This window comes from Bradyrhizobium septentrionale, from assembly GCF_011516645.4.
Lineage (GTDB): Bacteria > Pseudomonadota > Alphaproteobacteria > Rhizobiales > Xanthobacteraceae > Bradyrhizobium > Bradyrhizobium septentrionale.
The window spans coordinates 6275882-6293937 of sequence record NZ_CP088285.1 but is presented as its reverse complement, the minus strand read 5'-3'; the positions used below and the strand labels follow the sequence as shown (position 1 = coordinate 6293937).

Here is an 18056-nt window from a genome sequence, read left to right as displayed (position 1 = left end):
CTAGTGCTAACTCCTCCTCTCCACACTGATCGACGAGCGGATTCATGAAGATTGCAATGGTTGGAACGGGATATGTAGGTCTCGTGTCTGGAGCGTGTTTTGCCGACTTCGGCCATCAGGTCGTTTGTGTCGACAAGGACGCCGATAAGATCGAAGCCCTGAAGCGCGGCAAGATCCCGATTTACGAAACTGACCTCGATCAGCTCGTCAAGACCAACACCGGCGCCGGACGGCTGACCTTCACGACCGAGCTCGCGGGAGCCGTCGGAGAAGCCGATGCCGTGTTCATCGCGGTCGGAACTCCGTCGCGGCGTGGCGATGGCCATGCGGATTTGAGCTACGTCTATGCGGCCGCCCGCGAGATCGGCGCGGCGCTCAAGAAATTCACGGTGGTAGTGACGAAGTCGACCGTGCCCGTGGGCACCGGCGACGAGGTCGAACGCCTGATCCGCGAGACCAATCCCAGCGCTGATTTCGCCGTGGCTTCGAACCCCGAATTCCTGCGCGAAGGCGCCGCGATCCAGGATTTCCGCCATCCCGACCGGATCGTCGTCGGCACCGAGGACGAGCGCGCCAAGAAGGTGATGGGCGATGTCTATCGTCCGCTCTACCTGAACCAGGCGCCGATCCTCTATACCGCACGGCGCACGGCAGAATTGATCAAATATGCTGCAAATGCCTTCCTTGCCACCAAGATCACCTTCATCAACGAGATTGCCGATCTCTCCGAAAGGGTCGGAGCGAACGTGCAGGAGGTCGCGCGCGGCATCGGGCTCGACAACCGGATCGGAACCAAGTTCCTGCACGCCGGCGCGGGCTATGGTGGCTCCTGCTTCCCGAAGGACACCCGCGCGCTGTTCAAGACGGCGCTCGACCACGACGTGCAGCTGAAAATCGTCGAGGCCACGCTGACTGCGAACGACAACCGCAAGCGCGCGATGGCACGGAAGGTGGCCAACGTGATCGGCGGCGAGCTGCGCGGCAAGATGATCGGCGTGCTTGGCCTGACCTTCAAGCCCGATACCGACGACATGCGCGAGGCGCCCTCGATCCCGCTGATCAACGGCCTGATCGACTTCGGCGCCAAGGTGAAGGCCTACGATCCCGTCGGCATGGAGCAGGCGCGCAAGGAATTGCCCGAAATCGAGTACTGCAAGGACGCCTATGAATGCGCGCGCCAGGCCGATGCGCTGGTGATCGTGACCGAGTGGCGCCAGTTCCGCGCCCTCGATCTCAACCGCATCAAGCAGGAGATGAAGCATCCGGTCGTCGTCGACCTGCGCAACATCTACCGTCCGGACGAGATGGCCGCGCACGGCTTCACCTACGACAGCATCGGCCGGCCGCGCTGAGCGGCCGGGCCCGACGGCAATCACCGCGCGTCGACTCAATCATGCAGCCTCGGTTCTGACGGACTCAGAACCGAGGCTTTTTGTTTGATGCGCTTTATTCGCGCGAACCGGCGTCCACGTCGCGCGAAAGCGTGCTAGGCGTGGGCCGGCGCGCCGAGCTGGACAAATGCATCCAATTCAGGTGCGAGCGCTTCCTGCCAGGTCGGCATCGTCACCCCGAACTGCGCCTTCAGCCGCGACAGATCCAGCCGCGAATTGCCCGGGCGCACCGCCTTGGTCGGGAAATCGGCGGTGGCGATCGGAACGACGTTCTCGACAGCCAGCGTGACGCCGCGCGATCTCAGTCCGTCAACGATCGCACGCGCAAAACCGTGCCAGCTGGTTTCGCCGGCGCAAACAAGATTGACGACACCGCCCCGGCGCACGAGCTGATCGTGCAACGTGGTGATGTTCGGCAGCACGATGCCGGCAACCGCGCCGGCGATCGCGCGTGCGGTCGTCGGCGCACCGATCTGATCGGCCACGATCCGCAGCTCCTTACGCTCGCCGGCGAGCCGCGCGATGGTCCGCAGGAAATTGGTGCCCGTTGCCGCATAGACCCATGAGGTGCGCGCAATCAGATGCGCGCCGCCCGCCGCCTGGATCGCGACGTCGCCGGCAAGCTTGCTCGCGCCGTAGACCGACAGCGGCTCGGTCGGACTGTCCTCGCGCCACGGCATGTCGCCCGAACCATTGAAGACGTAGTCCGTGGAGAAATGCACCAGCGGCACTCGGTTCGCCGCAGCCCATTTGGCGATCGCTTCGGGTCCCTTCGCGTTGACCATGAACGCCAGCTCGCGCTCGTCCTCAGCGCGGTCGACCGCGGTATAGGCCGCCGGATTGATGATGAGATCGGGCTTCAGGCTTTCAAGCTGGCCCGCCAGCTTTTCCGGCTTCGACAGATCGAACTCCGCGGTCGGCGGCGCGATGATCGTGCCGTGGCCTTCCAGCAGTGGCTTGAGCGCACTGCCAACCTGGCCGCGTGTTCCCGTCAGCAAGATCCGCATCAGATTTGTCCATAGGTCGGGAGATTGCTGGCGTCGGCCAACAGCGGCGCGTCGGCATCCTTGGCCGACAGCTGCGGCTTGTCGACGCCCCATTTGATCCCGATCGCGGGATCGTTCCACCGGATCGAGAGCTCGTCCTTGGGGCTGTAGAAATCGTCGCATTTGTAGAAGAAGTCGGCGGTTTCCGAGAGCACCACGAAGCCGTGGGCAAAGCCGCGCGGCACCCACAATTGCCGGCGGTTCTCCTCGCTCAATTCGACCGCGACATGCTTGCCGAAATTCGGGCTGCCGAGGCGCACGTCGACGGCAACGTCCAGCACCTTGCCGCGCAGCACGGAGACGAGCTTGCCCTGGGTGACGGGGTTTTGCAGGTGCAGCCCGCGCAGCACGCCATAGGCCGAGCGGGACATGTTGTCCTGCACGAAGGGCCGCGTGATGCCGTGCTCGACATAGCGGGGGACCTGGTAGGTCTCGAGGAAGAAGCCGCGCTGGTCGCCGAACAGCTTCGGCTCGACGATCAGGACTTCAGGAAGTTCGGTCTTGATGACGTTCATTTAACAAGGGTTCCGATCTGCGCAGGCCCGAAATGTTAATTCGCTCTCATAACAAACTTGTGCGGTGCACGCTATATGTTATGTTCTGATAGTCAAACTGTGAGGGACCATGAAGGGCATTATCCTCGCCGGTGGAACCGGCTCGCGCCTCTACCCCGTGACTACCGTCGTTTCCAAACAGCTGCTGCCGGTGTTCGACAAGCCGATGATCTACTATCCGCTGTCGACGCTGATGCTGGGCGGAATTCGCGACATTTTGATCATTTCGACGCCGCAAGACAAGCCGCTGTTCCAGCGCCTGCTCGGCGACGGCCACGAGATCGGCATCAGGTTCTCCTATGCCACGCAGGAGACCCCGCGGGGTCTCGCCGACGCCTTCATCGTCGGGCGCGACTTCATCGGCGATGACTCCGTGGCTCTTGTGTTAGGCGATAACATTTTCTACGGCCACGGCCTGCCGAGCATGCTGTCGGCCGCCTCGGTCCGCAAGAAGGGCGCCACCGTGTTCGGCTACGTCGTGAACGCGCCGGAGCAGTATGGCGTGGTGGAACTGGACAGCACCAACCGGGCGCTGTCGATCGAGGAGAAGCCGAAGCGGCCGAAGTCCAACGTCGCCGTCACCGGCCTCTACTTCTACGACAATGACGTGGTCGACATCGCGGCCGGCATCAAGCCGTCGCCGCGCGGCGAGATCGAGATCACCGACGTCAACAAGGCTTATCTCGAGCGCGGCGACCTCTATGTCGAGGTGCTCGGCCGCGGCTTTGCCTGGCTCGACACCGGCACCCATTCCTCGCTGGTCGAGGCCAGCCACTTCGTCCAGATCCTGGAGCAGCGCCAGGGCTTGCGCATCGCTTGCCCCGAGGAAATCGCGCTGCGCCAGGGCTACATCTCGCTCGAAGCCTTCGCGAAGGTGGCACAGAAGACCGCCAAGAGCAGCTACGGCGAGTATCTCTTGTCGGTCTATCGCTCCTTCCAGGGCCAACCCCGCACTGCCGAGGTATTGAAACATGCGGTTTAAGGGATCGACGATTTTCGTCACCGGCGGAGCGGGTTTCATCGGCTCCGCCGTGGTCCGTCACCTGCTGCGAGACACCCACGCCCGCGTCGTCAACATCGACAAGCTGACCTATGCGGCAAACCTGGCATCGCTGCCCGGCTCAACCGAGAGCCTGAACTATACGTTCGAAAAGGCCTGTATCTGCGAGGCGCAGAACCTGCGCCGGCTGTTCGAAAAATATCAGCCCGACGCGGTGATGAACCTTGCCGCGGAAAGCCATGTCGACCGCTCGATCGACGGCCCCGGGGAGTTTATCCAGACCAACATCGTCGGCACCTTCACGATCCTGCAGGAGACGCTGCGCCATTGGCGTACGCTCTCGCCGGAGAAGCGTGACCAGTTCCGCTTCCTGCATATCTCGACCGACGAGGTGTTCGGTTCGCTCGGCGACGAAGGCCTGTTCACCGAAACCACAGCCTATGCGCCGAACTCGCCCTATTCCGCCAGCAAGGCATCATCAGATCATCTGGTGCGCGCCTGGCGCGAGACCTACGACCTGCCGACCCTGGTGACCAACTGCTCCAACAATTACGGCCCCTATCACTTCCCGGAGAAGCTGATCCCGCACATGATCATCAAGGGGCTCGCCGGCGAGCCGCTGCCGGTCTATGGCGACGGTCAGAACATCCGCGACTGGTTGTTTGTCGAGGACCACGCCAAGGCTTTGACGCTGGTGCTCGAGCGCGGCGAGGTTGGCGAGACCTACAATGTCGGCGGCCGCAACGAGCGCACCAATCTGCACGTGGTCGAGAGCATCTGCGACCTGCTCGACGAAGTCGTGCCGGCTGCGGCAGGCCCGCGGCGTCAGCTGATCAATTTCGTCAAAGACCGGCCCGGCCATGACCGCCGCTACGCCATCGACGCCACCAAGCTCGAAACCGAGCTCGGCTGGCGCGCCGAGGAGAATTTCGAGACCGGCATCGCCAAGACCGTGCGCTGGTATGTCGACGAGCAGCCATGGTGGCGCGCGATCCTGGAGCGCGGCTACAAGGTCGAGCGCGTCGGGCTGAACCAGTAATAGCCGATCTCTTGCGAGCGCCCGGGTTCAAGGATGTGAACATCAGGCGCTTGCTCGAAATGCCAGAGGCGGTCTTGCGGAGGAACGTTGTCCAAGCAGGAAGCCGGGAAGCGCGATGACGATTCAACCTGATCTCATCGCCGTTTGACGAGCCACATCCGCCTTCCGCCAATGGTGGGCGCTACCCACCAGAGCAATCAAGAAACGACAGGATTCGCCATGAATGTCGCAATGGACGGTCAGGAACTGACACTGTTCAAGAGTTTCGTGGATCTCTCGACGCGCTATCTGGAATTTGGTTCGGGAGGAAGCACCTGGCTGGCCTGCCAAACCAGGAAGGAGTGGGTCATCTCCATTGATTCCTCCGAGGAATGGCTCTCGAACGTCGGCGACGCCACAAGCGGCGCAAGCACCAAACCGCTGCTGCTGCACGTCGATATCGGCAAGCTGCGCGAATGGGGTCATCCGGCGGACCGGGAGCGAGAGAGCTCCTGGCCTGACTATCACGAACTCGTCTGGGAGCGTCCGGAAAGCAAGACTGCCGACCTGTATTTCATCGATGGCCGGTTTCGCGTGGCCTGTTTCGTGCAGTGCGTGCTTCACGCCGCACCGGGCGCCTTCATCGCAATTCACGACTTCGAGAACCGCCCCCACTACCATCCGGTGCGGACGGTCGCGCGGGAAATCGCGCGTGCCAACAACATGTCGATCTTCCAGCGGCCGCCAAGGATCGACGTCGACGCCGCGCAACAGCTGCTGCAGAAATACCGGCTGGAGCCTCTGTAGCCGACCGCCGCGATCAGGGATCGCTTCAAGCACCCCACGATTTATCGGGGCCCTCGCCTGCCGCCCTCTACCAGGCGAGCGGGGCTAACGTATTTGGAAAATCCGGTGCGCCGCGTCTTTGCGGCCATCCTTCGCGACGCGCCCATGGCAGGCACCTCCAGTGACAAAGGCAAAACCTTTGCGCGGAGATGAGGCGTTGTTTTTGTGGCAGAACTGTAGACCCTCATGGCGAGGAGCGCCGCTTGCGGCGCGTCTCGAGCCACGAGGCCAGGCGCTTGCACGGTCGCCGAAGGAGGGCCTGGGCGATAGCCCTCCCCCAGCGAGGAACATCGCTGTTCCCCAGATTCAGCCCGGGATCAGTTTCTTCAGCTCAGGAAGAAATCGTTGAATCGTCGCGTCTTCAACGTCATTGCGATCGCGCAAGGTGAAGAACTCCATCGCGCGGATCTTTTCAGGATCGCCATCGGCCAGCGGCCTGCCGCGCTCGCGCTTCTTCAGCAATTGCTGCCGTGACTTCGTGTAGTAGTGGTTGATCACGAGCTTGTTCCGCTTGGGAGCGGTAATGCGCCCGCCGATCGGGAAAACCGGCGTACCGTCTTCCTGGACGTAGCACCCCAAAATCAGGGATTGATGGGGATGCAGGTAGGCCACGATGGTGTCGGGCCTCAGGATCGACTTCATGATGAAATGATCCGGGAAGTCGTCCGGGGCCCGGCGCGTGAAGGACTCGATGCACAAGCCGGCCGGCCTCGCGTCGTGACCGTTCGATCCGAAATTCAACCACTGCACCGCCACGGCCGGCGCCGGTCCGACCTCCGCCAGGACGTCCTTGATGTTGCCGGCCTCGGTCGGAAACAGGTACTCATCGGCATCAATGAAGGCGCACCATTCCGAACAATTGCGATAGCTGTCGATCGCATGCGAGAAAGCGCGCATCTGACCGAATTCCCCCGCCACGAAATGATACGTGATCATTTCGGGCCACGGGAAGGCCTCGATGACGGCACGCGTATTGTCGGTGCTGCCGTTGTCGTAGAGGTAGAAGTGATCGACCCCTACCAGTTTGTGGAAGTGCAACCATTCCAGCAGATCGTCGCCCTCATTCTTGATGGCGCACACCACTGCCAGGCCGTGCTTCTTCCGATCGATCCCGGCATAGAGCTTCCTCGCCTCCATCACGCGTAGGAGGCCGGCAAACTCTCGCCGCAGATTTTCACTTTTCGGGGCCGCAGCGAGCGCGGAAAGATAGACGTCCTGCGCTTCGGAGGCGGTTCCCATGTTGAGATCCGCGATCGCGAGGCGATGCAACACCCGCGAGTCGGATGGCAGCTGCTTGACGAGGTCGAGAAGGATGCCGCGCGCTCCGGCGAAATCACATGCCTGCACAAGCGCCGCCGCCTTTGCAAACTGGAATTCCTTGTAATCACCGAACTGCTGCTCCAACTGCTTGACCGATTGGATCAGTTCGTCGGGATTCGGATTTGCGATCCGCCCGGAAAAGAATTCTCTAAGCCTTGTCTCGATCTCACTTGCTGGAAGCGTATCGAGATTCACGCCTGAGCTGAAACTAGACAATGCTGGAATTTCCATGTCCAACCTGCGCCGCTCCTCACGAGATCAACAAGCAATTAACATTGGCTCGCACCACGAATTCCTTACTAGCGCACTTATTTTGCGAGATTAAGGCTATAACACGAAGTGCTCACACTTAACTGTTGTAAGGTTATTTCGAGGGAAATCAATACAATAGAGCGGAGAGGCTTGGTGTCGTTTGCACGAAAATCGTGTCACGGGACGGGAACGATCGGAGATCGCCAATGGACAATAGGAACGAAGCAGCTCGGAAGCCGTTCGCGCTCACGCGAAGGATGTTTTTAGCATCGTTATCCGCAAGCTTCCTGCCCGGCGCGCTCAGCGTCTTGGGTTCCGGCCATTCTGCCGCGGCGCCGCTCCCTCACAGGCCTCTCGTGGGCGCAATTCGATGGGACGCCTGGTATTCACCCGGATCGCAGCCGACCGAGGCCGTCAAGCAATCACTCGCCCCTGAAAGATATCGTTGGCGGACTCCCTTCTTCGGGACGCAGGTGAATCGCACGCCCAACACGCTTGATTTTCCGACCTCGATCCAGACCGAGATGGACAAGGAGATCGACCAGGCCATCTTTGCCGGACTGGATTACTGGGCATTTGCCGCCTACGGGGCCAACCATCCGATGTCGAAAGCCCTGTACGAGTTCAGGGCCCGTCCCAAGGCCGCCAATCTCCGATACTGCATGTTCACCGAGCTCGGCCGGTGGGGATCGCAGGCCAAGCTGTCCTCGCTCCCCCACGAGCACATCGGCCTGATGGCGGACAAGAATTATCTGCGGGTGGAGAATGATCGGCCGCTCTACTTCCTGGGCTTTATCAAGGGTGCGGATGTGCAGCGGAGCTGGGGAGGTGTGGAAGGCCTCCGGAGCCAGTTGAGCAAGTTCAAATCCGACGCGAACGAAGCTGGTCTCGCGGATCCCTACATCGTGCTGGCAGGAGACATGAAATTCCTGAGCCAGGAGGCCGCCAATGTGGGCGCCGACGCCGTCGGGTCGTATGCGCTGACAACCGGCAACGGCCGGGGAAGCTTTGCCGATCTCGCGAAATATGCCGAAAAAGGTTGGAATGATCTGGCGGCCAGCCAACTCCCCGTTGTGCCCACGGTGATGACGGGATGGGACAGGCGCCCTCGCATCGAACACCCCGTGCCCTGGGAGACAAAGCAGCGTCCCGGCGACGGGATCACCAATTTCTATACAGCTCCCACCAAGAAGGAATTGGCCGGCCATCTGGCGCAATCGATCAGCTGGGTGAACAGCCGCGCACCCGATCGCCGGGCGCCCGCAGTGCTGATCTATGCCTGGAACGAAAATGACGAGGGTGGCTGGCTGGTCCCCACCATGCCTTGCCAAACCGATCGCCTTGAAGCGCTACGCGAAGTGCTGAAAGCGACTGCGCAGTCGTCGTCCAAGAACCTGTGTTAGATCGCCTTCGCGCGAACCGCGTGCCGGCATCCGTGAAGCAGGTGCGCCGAACCTGAAGCCCCGCTCCGTTCCGATTCGATCGGAACGGACAGAGCCGGCCTTACGCGCCTCGATCAGCGCCAGCGAAGCGGCCTGGTCCGATCGTTCGACTCCACAGTCCGATGCTCCACATGATAGGGCGCGTAGATCTGCTTAACCCAATAATTGAAATTGGGATGCAGCTTCACGAAGTCATAGAATGAATCGCCGAAATTCGACGGACTGAGGCAGGTCTTGTTCTGAGGCCTCGACGTGATCGCATTCAGACAATACGACTCCATGCAGGCCTTGGTCTCGCTCTCCGCCACCTTGCTCAGACTACGGAAACTGTTGGTTGAATGAAGCCGATACAGATAGCGGTCGGTCTCAAGGTAGGTCGGCTCGACTTTCGTCACGGCGCGCAGGGCGAAATCCCAGTCATGGCAGTATTTGAGATCGGCGAGCCAGCCGACCTGCCGCAGCAGCTCACGGCTGAAGACAAAGTTTCCGGTTGAGGCCGCAATCTGCGAATCCAGGAACGTCCATGACAATGGCGTGCTGGAAATCTGAGCGCGGTCGATTGCATAACGCAAACGCGTCGGAAACTGATAGTTGGCGATCGACTTGCCATATTCATCGATCGGCTCGACCGCCGAGAAGCCGAAAAACAGCCGCTCCTTGCCACACTTGTCGGCGAACTGTCGAACCCGATCCTTGGAAAAGGCGTCGTCTGAGTTCAAAAGGAAACTCAGGTCGCCGCCGGTCAGCGACAATGCTCTGTTCCAGGTGTAGTGGGCGCCCAGATTTTGCGGGTTCTTGAGCAGCTTGCAGGAAACAAAGCGCTTCCCGAACGACTTCTTCTTGATGACCTTCTGCGCGACCTCAAAGCTCTTGTCGGGCGAATTGTCGTCCACGATGACAAGTTCGAGGTCGGCAAAGGTCTGTTGATAGACAGTCTCGAGGCATTCCTCGAGGTACTGTTCGTGCTTGTAGCAGGCGATGACGACACTTGCGAGCATAGCCGGCCTCAACGTCTCACGATGATCGAGTGACGCGACCTCACGAGGAGGCTGACTCCGTCGCCGACCTCCAGGACGGCGAGTTGATACTCGCCATCCGCCAGATCCCGAATCGAGAAGGACACCTGAAAACCGAAATAAGAGTCCTTGCTTTCGGCCTTCATGTATTCCTTCACGTCGACGCGCTCGTGCCAGTCAACGATCAGACAGTACCCGCTGTTCGCTGCATTCTCCGCGGCAAGCGACGACAGGACCAGGAATCCCGTTCTTTGCCGGCTTGCTTCGAAAGCCGTGCCCGCGCAGATCCATCCGCGCACCACGATCTCGTATCGCGGATCGGCGATCACCCGCTCACTCGTTTGGGAATTGATGTTTTCAATGACCAGCAACGAGCCCACCGGACCATCGGACGCGCCTTCTGCCTCGACCGGGACGCCGCTTCTGACGCGCTGCACCCCCGACTGACCGAGACCCGATCGATGCAGGTTTGCCAGCACCTCGACATGCGCGGATGATTCCTTCACCGCCCATTCGAGCTCCTGCCTGCTCAGGCAATCCAGAAGGTCCGGAGTATTTCGAATCTGGACCGAAATAGGCTCCGCCGAAGCGACCCGCCTCACGACATCCAGAAACGCACGTCCATAGCGCGAGTCCGGCTCGAGATGAGCACCCTCCGCCCACTCGTTCCAGGAATTGATGAAGACCAATGACTCGGTAAAGCTGTTGCCCTTGGCCCGCAGGGTCGCGTCGCGAAGCCAGACCTCGAACGCCTCCGGACTTGACCTGGTAAAGACGTGACCGCGCGCGCCCTTGCGCGGTGTATTGTCCCAGCGCGGCATCACGGCAGGAAAAAACGGGAAATCGTAGCTCTTGCCGAGAGACGACCGCATGGCGTCGACATAGTCGTACACCTTGCCGGCGAAGGTCGCCGGTGCATCGACGTCGGTCGGCGGCACTTCCCTCGTCGAAACCGTGTGCGGCGGAAATTCGATGGCGGCATCACAATTGACGTCTCGCGGGTCGAACTCTCCGAACGTCATCGCGTTGCAGATCAGAAGCTCGCCGATTCCGAGCTCTCTGGCTCGCTTGCGCCAGATCTCGAACAAGTGCTGCTTGTCCGGCAACAATGACGGCCGGTAGATGACGATGATCTTTCGACCATCGACGGTTATGTAGCGCTCATCGAGCAGCAGATCGGCCATGTCGTCGATAAAGCGAACATCATCGTCCAGCGAGTGATTTTGCCCCAGCAGAAGCTCGGCGTCCGAACCGTCCCACCGGCGGGACCAGTTCTCGTTTGCCCAGCAGATGCAGAACGGCAGGTTCGGCTCGCCGTCCTCAAGCATGAGCTGGAGCGGCTTTTCCAACAGCCTCCGACCCTGAAACCAGTAGACATAATAGCAGAACCCGTCGATGCCGTATTTGCGCGCAAGGTCGCCCTGCTGACGACGCGTCTCCGGCAGCCGGACGTCATAGAAGCCGAGATCAGCCGGCAACCATGGCGATTCGTGCGTGGGGAATTGCGCGCGCATGCGTGCGACGTTGGTCCACTCGGTGAACCCCGGCCCCCACCACCTGTCATTTTCTTCAAATGAATGGAATTGCGGCAAGTAAAAGCAGATGTAGCGCACCTCCTTGCTGGTGCCCTCCGCAAGTCCGGTAACGACCCTGCCGTCGTTGTTCGGAAACAGGAGATCGTCGTAGTCTTCGGTCGAGAAGCCGAGAGCAACCACGACCTCGCTCGGCGCGAAGTTTTCGAACAGGGGTATCTCGTAGTACTCACCGTCGTTCAGACTGACACGGAGATAGATCTGTGCATGCTTGGGTTCGACAAGCGCGTTCCTCAGCGCGCGTGCCAAGCGACGGCGCACGCCCCGCGTCGATAGATTGATCCGAAATCCGGGACGCCCGATCGCGCTCTGCTTACCTATGCTGGCCGGCGCCGGTCGGCCTGTTCGTCCCTCTTCGACACAGTGTGAGGCGACAAAAAGCGCGATCGAAACGGGCGCAGCAGGCGACTGAGCATCCACGATCCAGCCGGAAATCGCGCGCCCCGAATACTCGAGGATCGCGCCGCGCAATCTTGGTCCGGATTGAAGATCGCTTACATCCGGATCCAGGAACACGCTCTGCGAATGATCGTCCTGCTGAACCGGACTGGCAACGGGCTGCATGTCCCTTGTGTCCCTGACGCTCCGTTCAACAATCTTGTTCATTGCCACTCAATCTCCTGCCAACGTTTAACGTTGGTCCCAGTTCTTTCCCGGTGAACCAAAAGTTCGATTCCGAGATCACGTTGTTGTTCAAGCGCACCCAAGATCGATGACCTCCCGGTGCTATCGGTCATCTTCACACAACCAATGATACATGGAAGGTTTACTCCGCGACCGCAACATTAACGCAATCTCTCTGTCGTCGATATGAAAGTCATCGTTCGTCTTGCCCAGATTGTCATCCAGACGTGCCCGCTTCCGTGCCTTCGCGCCCAACAACAAAGCCGCCGACCGTCTCTGCTTTAGCTGCGCGCGACGAGAAGCACTCGCGCAACAACATCAGCCGACGCTCTCGCCCATCGCCTGCAGGCGGCGCAGCGCCCCTTCGTTGTTCTGCTGTGCCGCTTGCCGATACCAGCGCAGCGCGGAATCGCGGTCCTGCGCGACGCCGCTGCCGGCGCGCAGCGCATCGCCAAGCGCGAGCTGGGCTTCCACCATGCCCTGCTCCGCAGCTGCCTTGAACCATTCGGCCGCCTTCGCCGGATCGGCCTCGCGGCCCTGTCCGCGCCCGAGCATCGCGGCAAGGTTGTATTGCGCCGTCGTGTGGCCCTGGCGCGCCGCCGCCTCGTACCACGTGACGCCCTGGGCAAGATCCTGCTCGACGCCCTGCCCGGTGCAATACATCACCGCAAGCTTGAACTGCGCTGCGGCGTTGCCGCCTTCGGCGGCCTTGACGATCCAGCTTGTGGCGGCCTGCGGATCCTTGAGGCTGCTCTTGGGATCGGAATACAGCAGCGCCAGGCTGTGCTGAGCCTCGACATGGCCGGCACTTGCCGCACGCTTGAACCATTGGGCCGCCGCCGGCAGATCGACGGGACCACCTGATCTGCCCATGTGAAGCCCGCCCAGCTGGAATGCCGCGGCGGAGTGACCGACCTCAGCGGCGTCGGTCAGCAGCGTGCGTGCCTGCGCAAGACGCGCTTCGGATGGGTCATCCTGGATCAGAAACACGGCATAGGCCGTCTTCGCATCGGCGTCGCCGCCGTCGGCCGCCTTGCTAAGCCATTCGGCTGCCCGCGCCTGGTCGCGCGGCACCCCGTTGCCCGCCGAGTAGAGCCGGCCGAGTTGCACACCCGCGGCGCTGATGCCGCCCTCGGAGGCGCGCTCGAACCACTTGATCGCGGCCGCGACGTCGCGCGTCACGCCGTTGCCGTTGAGATAGAACACCGCGATGTTGTGGGCCGCCGTGGCGTGGCCGTTCTCGGCCGCACGCTCGAACCACTTCGCGGCCTGGCGGATGCTGGGCGCAACGCCGGTGCCGGTGGCATAGAAACGCCCGGTAAAGAACTGCGCCTGCGCGTCGCCGCGCTCGGCCGCCTTCTCGTACCAATACGCCGCCTCGCGCAGATCCGGCTCCGCAGCAGTGCCGAGCGCATAGAATTCGGCCAGCGCCTGGATCGCCGGCAGGTAGTCCTTCCGTGCCGCCTTGCGCAACGCGGTCTCGGCCTTGTCCAGATCCTTGACGGCCCCTTTGCCGCTCAGCCGCAACAGCGCGATGTTGTACAGCGCGATCGTATCGTCATGGGCAGCCGCACTCTGGAACAGCCGCGCGGCCTCTTCGGCGTTCGCGGGGAGGCCGGTGCCCTTGAGGCTCATGAACGCGAGCGCAACCTGTGCGCGGACATGCCCCTGCTCCGCAGCTTTCTGATACCAGGCCGCGGCCTGCGCGAAATCAACTGGAACGCCGCGCCCTTGATAATGCACGTCACCGAGTGCGAATTGACCTGACGCCGCGTTCTGCTCAGCCGCGGCCTGGTACCAACGCAGGGCAGTCGCGTGATCCCGTGCGCAGCCTTGCCCGTTGGCGTACATGTCACCAAGGATCGCTTGCGCCTCCGCCTTGCCGGCTTCCGCCGCCACCGACATCCAGAGGAAGGCGGTGTCGAGATCCCTGGGCACGCCGGTCCCGTTCGGGAACACCAGATCGTGGACGCTGGCGGCCTTGTCACCCAGACGCGCCGCAGTGGACTGCCGCCACATCTCGGGCCTGTTCGGCCCGACGGCAGCCTGGACGCCGTGGAAGTAGATCAAGCCAAGCTGGAACTGCGCATCAATGTGTCCGCTCAGGGCGGCGCGGTCATACCACGCGACCGCGTCCGGAAGGCTGCCGATAACACCCTCGTTCTTGGCATAGAGCAGTCCGATCCGGTAATCCGCCTCCGGATTGCCCGCTTCCGACGCAAGCCTCCAAAGGCGGAACGCCTCGAGATATTGCCGGTTCTCGTACGCCGCCAATCCCCGTTCAAATGGCTGTGACTCTGAACGGGACGAACCGGGTCGGAACAACTCAAGCAGGGATCGCGCCGATACCGTCATGGCTCACGCATTGCTTCTTTGGCACTGCGCAGCATGCCGCCGAGCAGATACATCGCCACCGAACGGGTGCCGACATTGACATCGCCCTGCAGCGTCATGCCGGGGATGAGGCGGAAGTTCTTCGGAACATCCTTGAAGTTGGTCTCGTCGACCGAGCACCGCGCCTTGTAGAAGGCATCGACAGCCTTTCCGTCATCATCGGTCGTGAAGGCGCCTTCGCTGATCCAGCGAATCTTGCCGTGCGCCGTACCGTGCTCGGCTGCATTGAAGGCATCGACCTTCATCGTGCAGGGGTCGTTCGGCCGAACGAAGCCGACATCGCGCGACAGGATCTGGATCTCGGCCTCGAGCCGCGTCTTCAGCGGCATCAGCGTGATGAAGGGATCGCCCGGCTTCAGCACCGATCCGACCGAGAGCTTGGCGAGGGTCAGCACGACCGACGGCTCTGCCGCCGTCCACCGGACGAGGTCCTGATGCTTGGTGGCCTTGTCAAAGGATGCGCGGGCCGTATCGAGGCTGTTGCGCGTCGTGACCAGATCCTGGCTCAGCTGCGCGTTCCACTGCTCGATAAAAGCCTTGCGATCCGCCTTCAGCGAGTCCAGCTGGTGTTGCGCTTCCAGCAAGGTGTTGTGCGTGTTGTCGATCTGACGCAACAACTCCAGACGGGTATCCTGCGATAGATAAAGGTTGAGCTTGGAGCCGCTGCCGCTTTCAGCGAGCGTCGAGCGCATGTCCTCGATCTTCCCAGCGATCTCGGCACGTTGACCATACCGCTCGTCGTCCTTTTTCGCCTTCTGGATCGTCGCTTCGGTCTGGCTGATCTTGGAGTCGTAGCTGGTCACCTGCGCGTTGTACTGGGCAACGCGCTGGTCGTAGAGCGCCTTTTGCAAGGCGTTGTACTTGGCCGCCTCAGTATCCTTGGTCTCGCGAAATGACAGCGGCTTCCCGGACAATTCGGCTTCGTCACGGGCGACCTGCGCGTCAAGGCTCGCAACCTGCGACTTGTACTGCGTGACGTCGGCCGCGGTGAAGGTCGAGTCGAGGGTCGCAAGCAACTGCCCCTTCTCAACCTGCTGACCGTCCCGAACATCGATCGTCTTGATGATCGACGCGTCGAGCGCCTGCAGCACGTTGATCGAATCGACGGGAACGATCCTGCCGCCCACGCTCGTGATCACCCGATCGAGGCGCGTGAGGCACATGATCGCCACAAGCGATACCAGGAACGCCGACAGCACGAACAGCGTCGCGCGGGCCAGTAGCGGCTCGGCGGCCTCGCGGATCGCGTCGGTCTCGGACTGGAACTGGCGAACGGTCGCGAGCGAAGCTTGGTTAGGAGACAAGGGTCGGACTCCTGAAGTTCTTGTCGCTGCGGCCCGCCGGAACAAGGTGCGTATTCTGCTGGTACCAGAGCGAGCTATAGATGTCGTTTCGTTCCAGAAGTTCGTCATGGCGTCCGATATCGTTGACCACACCGCGATTGAGCACGAGGATCGCATCCGCCTTGGTGAGCGACGACAGGCGGTGCGAGATGATGATCAGCGTGCGGCCGTGCGCAATCCGCGAAATGTTCGCGTTCACGATGGTCTCGCTCTCCGCATCGAGCGCGCTGGTCGCTTCGTCCAGGATCAGGATCGGGGGATTGACGATCAGCGCACGCGCGATCGCAAGCCGCTGACGCTGGCCGCCGGAGAGGTTGGTGGAACCCTCGTAGATATAGGTCTCGTAGCCTCGCGGCAGCTTGTCGATGAATTCCTCGGCGCCGGCCATTCGCGCCGCCCTGACAACGTCGTCGAAGGTCGCATCCGGCTTTGCGGCGGAAATATTCTCGCGGATGGTGCCGCTGAACAGGAAGTTCTCCTGCAGCACGACGCCCACATTGCGCCGGAGATGATCGACATCGTATTCGCGGACATCGATACCGTCGACTTTGATCAAGCCACCATAGTCGGAGTGCAGGCGCTGCAACAGCCGGGTGATCGTGGTCTTGCCCGAGCCGCTCTTGCCCATCACGCCGAGCGTGGTGCCGAGGGGAATCTCGAAGGAGACATTGTTCAACGCCGGCGACACCGCGCCCTTGTACTTGAACGTGACACCGGAGAACTCGATCAAACCCTTCAGCGGGTCCCTCACGCCATGGCCGGAACGTCCCTCTTCCGCCGGCTGATTCACCAGCCGGCCGACGATCGTGACAGCGGTGCGCGCCTCGTCATACTGGTTGATGAGCTGGGCCATCTGCATCAGCGGGCCGGCAACACGTTGCGACAGCATCAAAAACGCAAACAGCGCCCCGACATAGACCGGATCGCCGCTGCTCACCGCCAGGTAGACACCGAACGCATAGGGAGCACTCACCGCCAGCCGTTCCAAGGGACGCACCAGCGTCTGGATCGCAGTTCCGGTCAAGCCTTCCGCAAGACGCGCCTTGGCGACGCGCGCCACCAGCACATCCCACATGTGCCGCTGCCGCGTATCGAGCGCCAGCGACTTGATGGTCCTCATGCCGTTCAGGCTCTGGATCAGAAACGCGCCCTGCGCGCCCTCAGCCGCCAAAGTTGCCGAGGACTTCTTCCGGTAGGCCGGCAGCATCAGGACGAGCCAGGTAACGATCGCTCCAGCAAAAGCCAGAACCATCAGCGTCATGATCGGGCTGAAGAAGAACATGACGGGCAGGAAGAAAAAGAGCGTCGTCGAATCGAGAACAGTCCCGAACAATTGCCCGGTCAGAAAGCCACGAATCCGGAACACTTCGCGGATGTCCCGGGAAATCAGGCCGACAGGGTTCTGTTCGAAGTAATCAATCGGCAGATTGAGGACCTTCTCGAACACGTAAGTCGACAGCTTGACGTCAATGCGTGCCGTCAGGCGCTGCACCAGATACTGCCGCAGGAACGTGAATGCCGCCTCGAACAGGATGACGACGAACATCGCAACACACAGCACGTAGAACGTGTTGTAGGCCTTGTAGAAAATGACCTTGTCCGAGAGCAGCCGCCAGAACATGATCGGCGCCAGGCCCATAAAGCCCAGGATCAGCGCCGCGATCGCGACGTCGCGCAGGATGCGCCGTTCGCGGAACAGCAAGGCGACGACAAAACCCAAGCTGAACGGCTGGGTCTCGTCGGAAATCTCGTAATCGCGCTTGGCCATGACGACATCGCCCGACCAGATGTCCTCAAAGCGCGGCTGATCGATCACGAGCAAGGCATCCTCGCTCGCGTTCGGATCCCGCAACACCACCCGGGTGCTGTTCTCATCGCCCTCGAGGCGCAGCAACACCATGTGGCTGCCGTCGCGCAGGCGAACGATTGCCGGCAGCGCCCGCTTGAGGTGGCTGAGGCCCTTCCAGTCCAGCTTGACGGCCTTTGCCGTCATGCCCGACGAATTCGCACACTTCAGGAGCTCGGGGAGCGTGACTTCCTGGTCGCGCAGGAGATTGTCATGGATGAGCTGCGACGTGGTGAGGTGCAAACCATGCTGTCTTGCCACGATGACGAGACATGCGAGGCCGGTGGGCGGCAGGTCGTCCACCGAAGCAGCGCCGACGAGCGAGAGGTGTGTGGTCATGGATGCCTCGAAGTTTCGACTGCGCAGATCCGG

Annotated in this window: 13 protein-coding genes; 5 read left to right on the top strand and 8 right to left on the bottom strand. The window is 61.5% G+C overall.

Annotation, left to right across the window (positions count from 1 at the left end):
• The first annotated feature begins 44 nt into the window (after positions 1-44).
• On the top strand, positions 45-1352 hold the full coding sequence (locus HAP48_RS31665; protein WP_166203821.1) for a UDP-glucose dehydrogenase family protein: 1308 nt from the start codon (positions 45-47) through the stop codon (positions 1350-1352).
• Positions 1353-1486: 134 nt separating this feature from the next.
• Here HAP48_RS31665 and rfbD read toward each other — a convergent pair whose 3' ends face one another.
• Positions 1487-2398 (bottom strand): dTDP-4-dehydrorhamnose reductase, encoded by a 912-nt coding sequence (rfbD, locus tag HAP48_RS31660; protein WP_166203820.1) that lies wholly within the window; start codon positions 2396-2398, stop codon positions 1487-1489.
• A complete protein-coding gene (gene rfbC, locus HAP48_RS31655; protein ID WP_166203819.1) occupies positions 2398-2952 on the bottom strand; it encodes a dTDP-4-dehydrorhamnose 3,5-epimerase in 555 nt (184 codons plus the stop codon). Before rfbC ends, rfbD begins: the two co-directional genes overlap by 1 nt.
• Positions 2953-3061: 109 nt before the next feature.
• On the opposite strand from rfbC, the gene rfbA reads away from it, so the two are divergent.
• From rfbA to HAP48_RS31640, 3 genes are all read left to right on the top strand, one after another.
• Positions 3062-3973 carry a glucose-1-phosphate thymidylyltransferase RfbA gene (gene rfbA / locus HAP48_RS31650; protein ID WP_029082372.1) on the top strand — a complete coding sequence of 304 codons (912 nt, stop codon included), beginning with the start codon at positions 3062-3064 and terminating at the stop codon, positions 3971-3973.
• Entirely contained in the window at positions 3963-5030 is a 1068-nt protein-coding gene (gene rfbB, locus HAP48_RS31645) for a dTDP-glucose 4,6-dehydratase (protein ID WP_166203818.1), read from the top strand. The genes rfbA and rfbB overlap by 11 nt, the downstream gene beginning before the upstream one ends.
• Before the next feature lie 231 nt (positions 5031-5261).
• Entirely contained in the window at positions 5262-5816 is a 555-nt protein-coding gene (locus HAP48_RS31640; RefSeq protein WP_166203817.1) for a hypothetical protein, read from the top strand.
• A gap of 345 nt (positions 5817-6161) precedes the next feature.
• Here the strand turns inward: HAP48_RS31640 and HAP48_RS31635 are convergent, their stop codons facing one another.
• Positions 6162-7406 (bottom strand): glycosyltransferase family 92 protein, encoded by a 1245-nt coding sequence (locus HAP48_RS31635; RefSeq protein ID WP_166203816.1) that lies wholly within the window; start codon positions 7404-7406, stop codon positions 6162-6164.
• A 227-nt stretch (positions 7407-7633) separates the two neighbouring features.
• On the opposite strand from HAP48_RS31635, the gene HAP48_RS31630 reads away from it, so the two are divergent.
• Positions 7634-8830 (top strand): glycoside hydrolase family 71/99 protein, encoded by a 1197-nt coding sequence (locus HAP48_RS31630; RefSeq protein ID WP_166203815.1) that lies wholly within the window; start codon positions 7634-7636, stop codon positions 8828-8830.
• Positions 8831-8943: 113 nt separating this feature from the next.
• On the opposite strand, the gene HAP48_RS31625 is transcribed toward HAP48_RS31630, so the two are convergent.
• The 5 genes from HAP48_RS31625 to HAP48_RS31605 all read right to left on the bottom strand — a co-directional run bounded on the left by HAP48_RS31625 (position 8944) and on the right by HAP48_RS31605 (position 18023).
• Positions 8944-9867, bottom strand: a complete 924-nt coding sequence (locus HAP48_RS31625) for a glycosyltransferase family 2 protein (protein ID WP_166203814.1) — start codon at positions 9865-9867, stop codon at positions 8944-8946.
• 8 nt (positions 9868-9875) lie between these two features.
• Positions 9876-12041 (bottom strand): glycosyltransferase WbsX family protein, encoded by a 2166-nt coding sequence (locus HAP48_RS31620; RefSeq protein ID WP_234583546.1) that lies wholly within the window; start codon positions 12039-12041, stop codon positions 9876-9878.
• A 378-nt stretch (positions 12042-12419) separates the two neighbouring features.
• Complete coding sequence (locus HAP48_RS31615) at positions 12420-14456, bottom strand: SEL1-like repeat protein (protein ID WP_166203812.1); 2037 nt, start codon at positions 14454-14456, stop codon at positions 12420-12422.
• Positions 14453-15799 carry an HlyD family type I secretion periplasmic adaptor subunit gene (locus HAP48_RS31610; protein ID WP_166203811.1) on the bottom strand — a complete coding sequence of 449 codons (1347 nt, stop codon included), beginning with the start codon at positions 15797-15799 and terminating at the stop codon, positions 14453-14455. The genes HAP48_RS31615 and HAP48_RS31610 overlap by 4 nt, the downstream gene beginning before the upstream one ends.
• Positions 15789-18023: a peptidase domain-containing ABC transporter gene (locus HAP48_RS31605; protein ID WP_166203810.1), complete on the bottom strand. Its 2235-nt coding sequence runs from the start codon at positions 18021-18023 to the stop codon at positions 15789-15791. Before HAP48_RS31605 ends, HAP48_RS31610 begins: the two co-directional genes overlap by 11 nt.
• Positions 18024-18056 lie beyond the last annotated feature (33 nt).

What these genes read in the sequence shown, in the direction of transcription:
- HAP48_RS31640 (WP_166203817.1), top strand. Translation starts at nt 5,262, where the DNA reads ATGGACGGTCAGGAACTGACACTGTTCAAGAGTTTCGTGGATCTCTCG.
- rfbB (WP_166203818.1), top strand. Translation starts at nt 3,963, where the DNA reads ATGCGGTTTAAGGGATCGACGATTTTCGTCACCGGCGGAGCGGGTTTC.
- HAP48_RS31630 (WP_166203815.1), top strand. Translation starts at nt 7,634, where the DNA reads ATGGACAATAGGAACGAAGCAGCTCGGAAGCCGTTCGCGCTCACGCGA.
- HAP48_RS31665 (WP_166203821.1), top strand. Translation starts at nt 45, where the DNA reads ATGAAGATTGCAATGGTTGGAACGGGATATGTAGGTCTCGTGTCTGGA.
- rfbC (WP_166203819.1), bottom strand. Translation starts at nt 2,952, where the DNA reads ATGAACGTCATCAAGACCGAACTTCCTGAAGTCCTGATCGTCGAGCCG.
- HAP48_RS31605 (WP_166203810.1), bottom strand. Translation starts at nt 18,023, where the DNA reads ATGACCACACACCTCTCGCTCGTCGGCGCTGCTTCGGTGGACGACCTG.
- rfbA (WP_029082372.1), top strand. Translation starts at nt 3,062, where the DNA reads ATGAAGGGCATTATCCTCGCCGGTGGAACCGGCTCGCGCCTCTACCCC.
- HAP48_RS31625 (WP_166203814.1), bottom strand. Translation starts at nt 9,867, where the DNA reads ATGCTCGCAAGTGTCGTCATCGCCTGCTACAAGCACGAACAGTACCTC.
- HAP48_RS31620 (WP_234583546.1), bottom strand. Translation starts at nt 12,041, where the DNA reads ATGCAGCCCGTTGCCAGTCCGGTTCAGCAGGACGATCATTCGCAGAGC.
- HAP48_RS31615 (WP_166203812.1), bottom strand. Translation starts at nt 14,456, where the DNA reads ATGACGGTATCGGCGCGATCCCTGCTTGAGTTGTTCCGACCCGGTTCG.
- HAP48_RS31635 (WP_166203816.1), bottom strand. Translation starts at nt 7,406, where the DNA reads ATGGAAATTCCAGCATTGTCTAGTTTCAGCTCAGGCGTGAATCTCGAT.
- rfbD (WP_166203820.1), bottom strand. Translation starts at nt 2,398, where the DNA reads ATGCGGATCTTGCTGACGGGAACACGCGGCCAGGTTGGCAGTGCGCTC.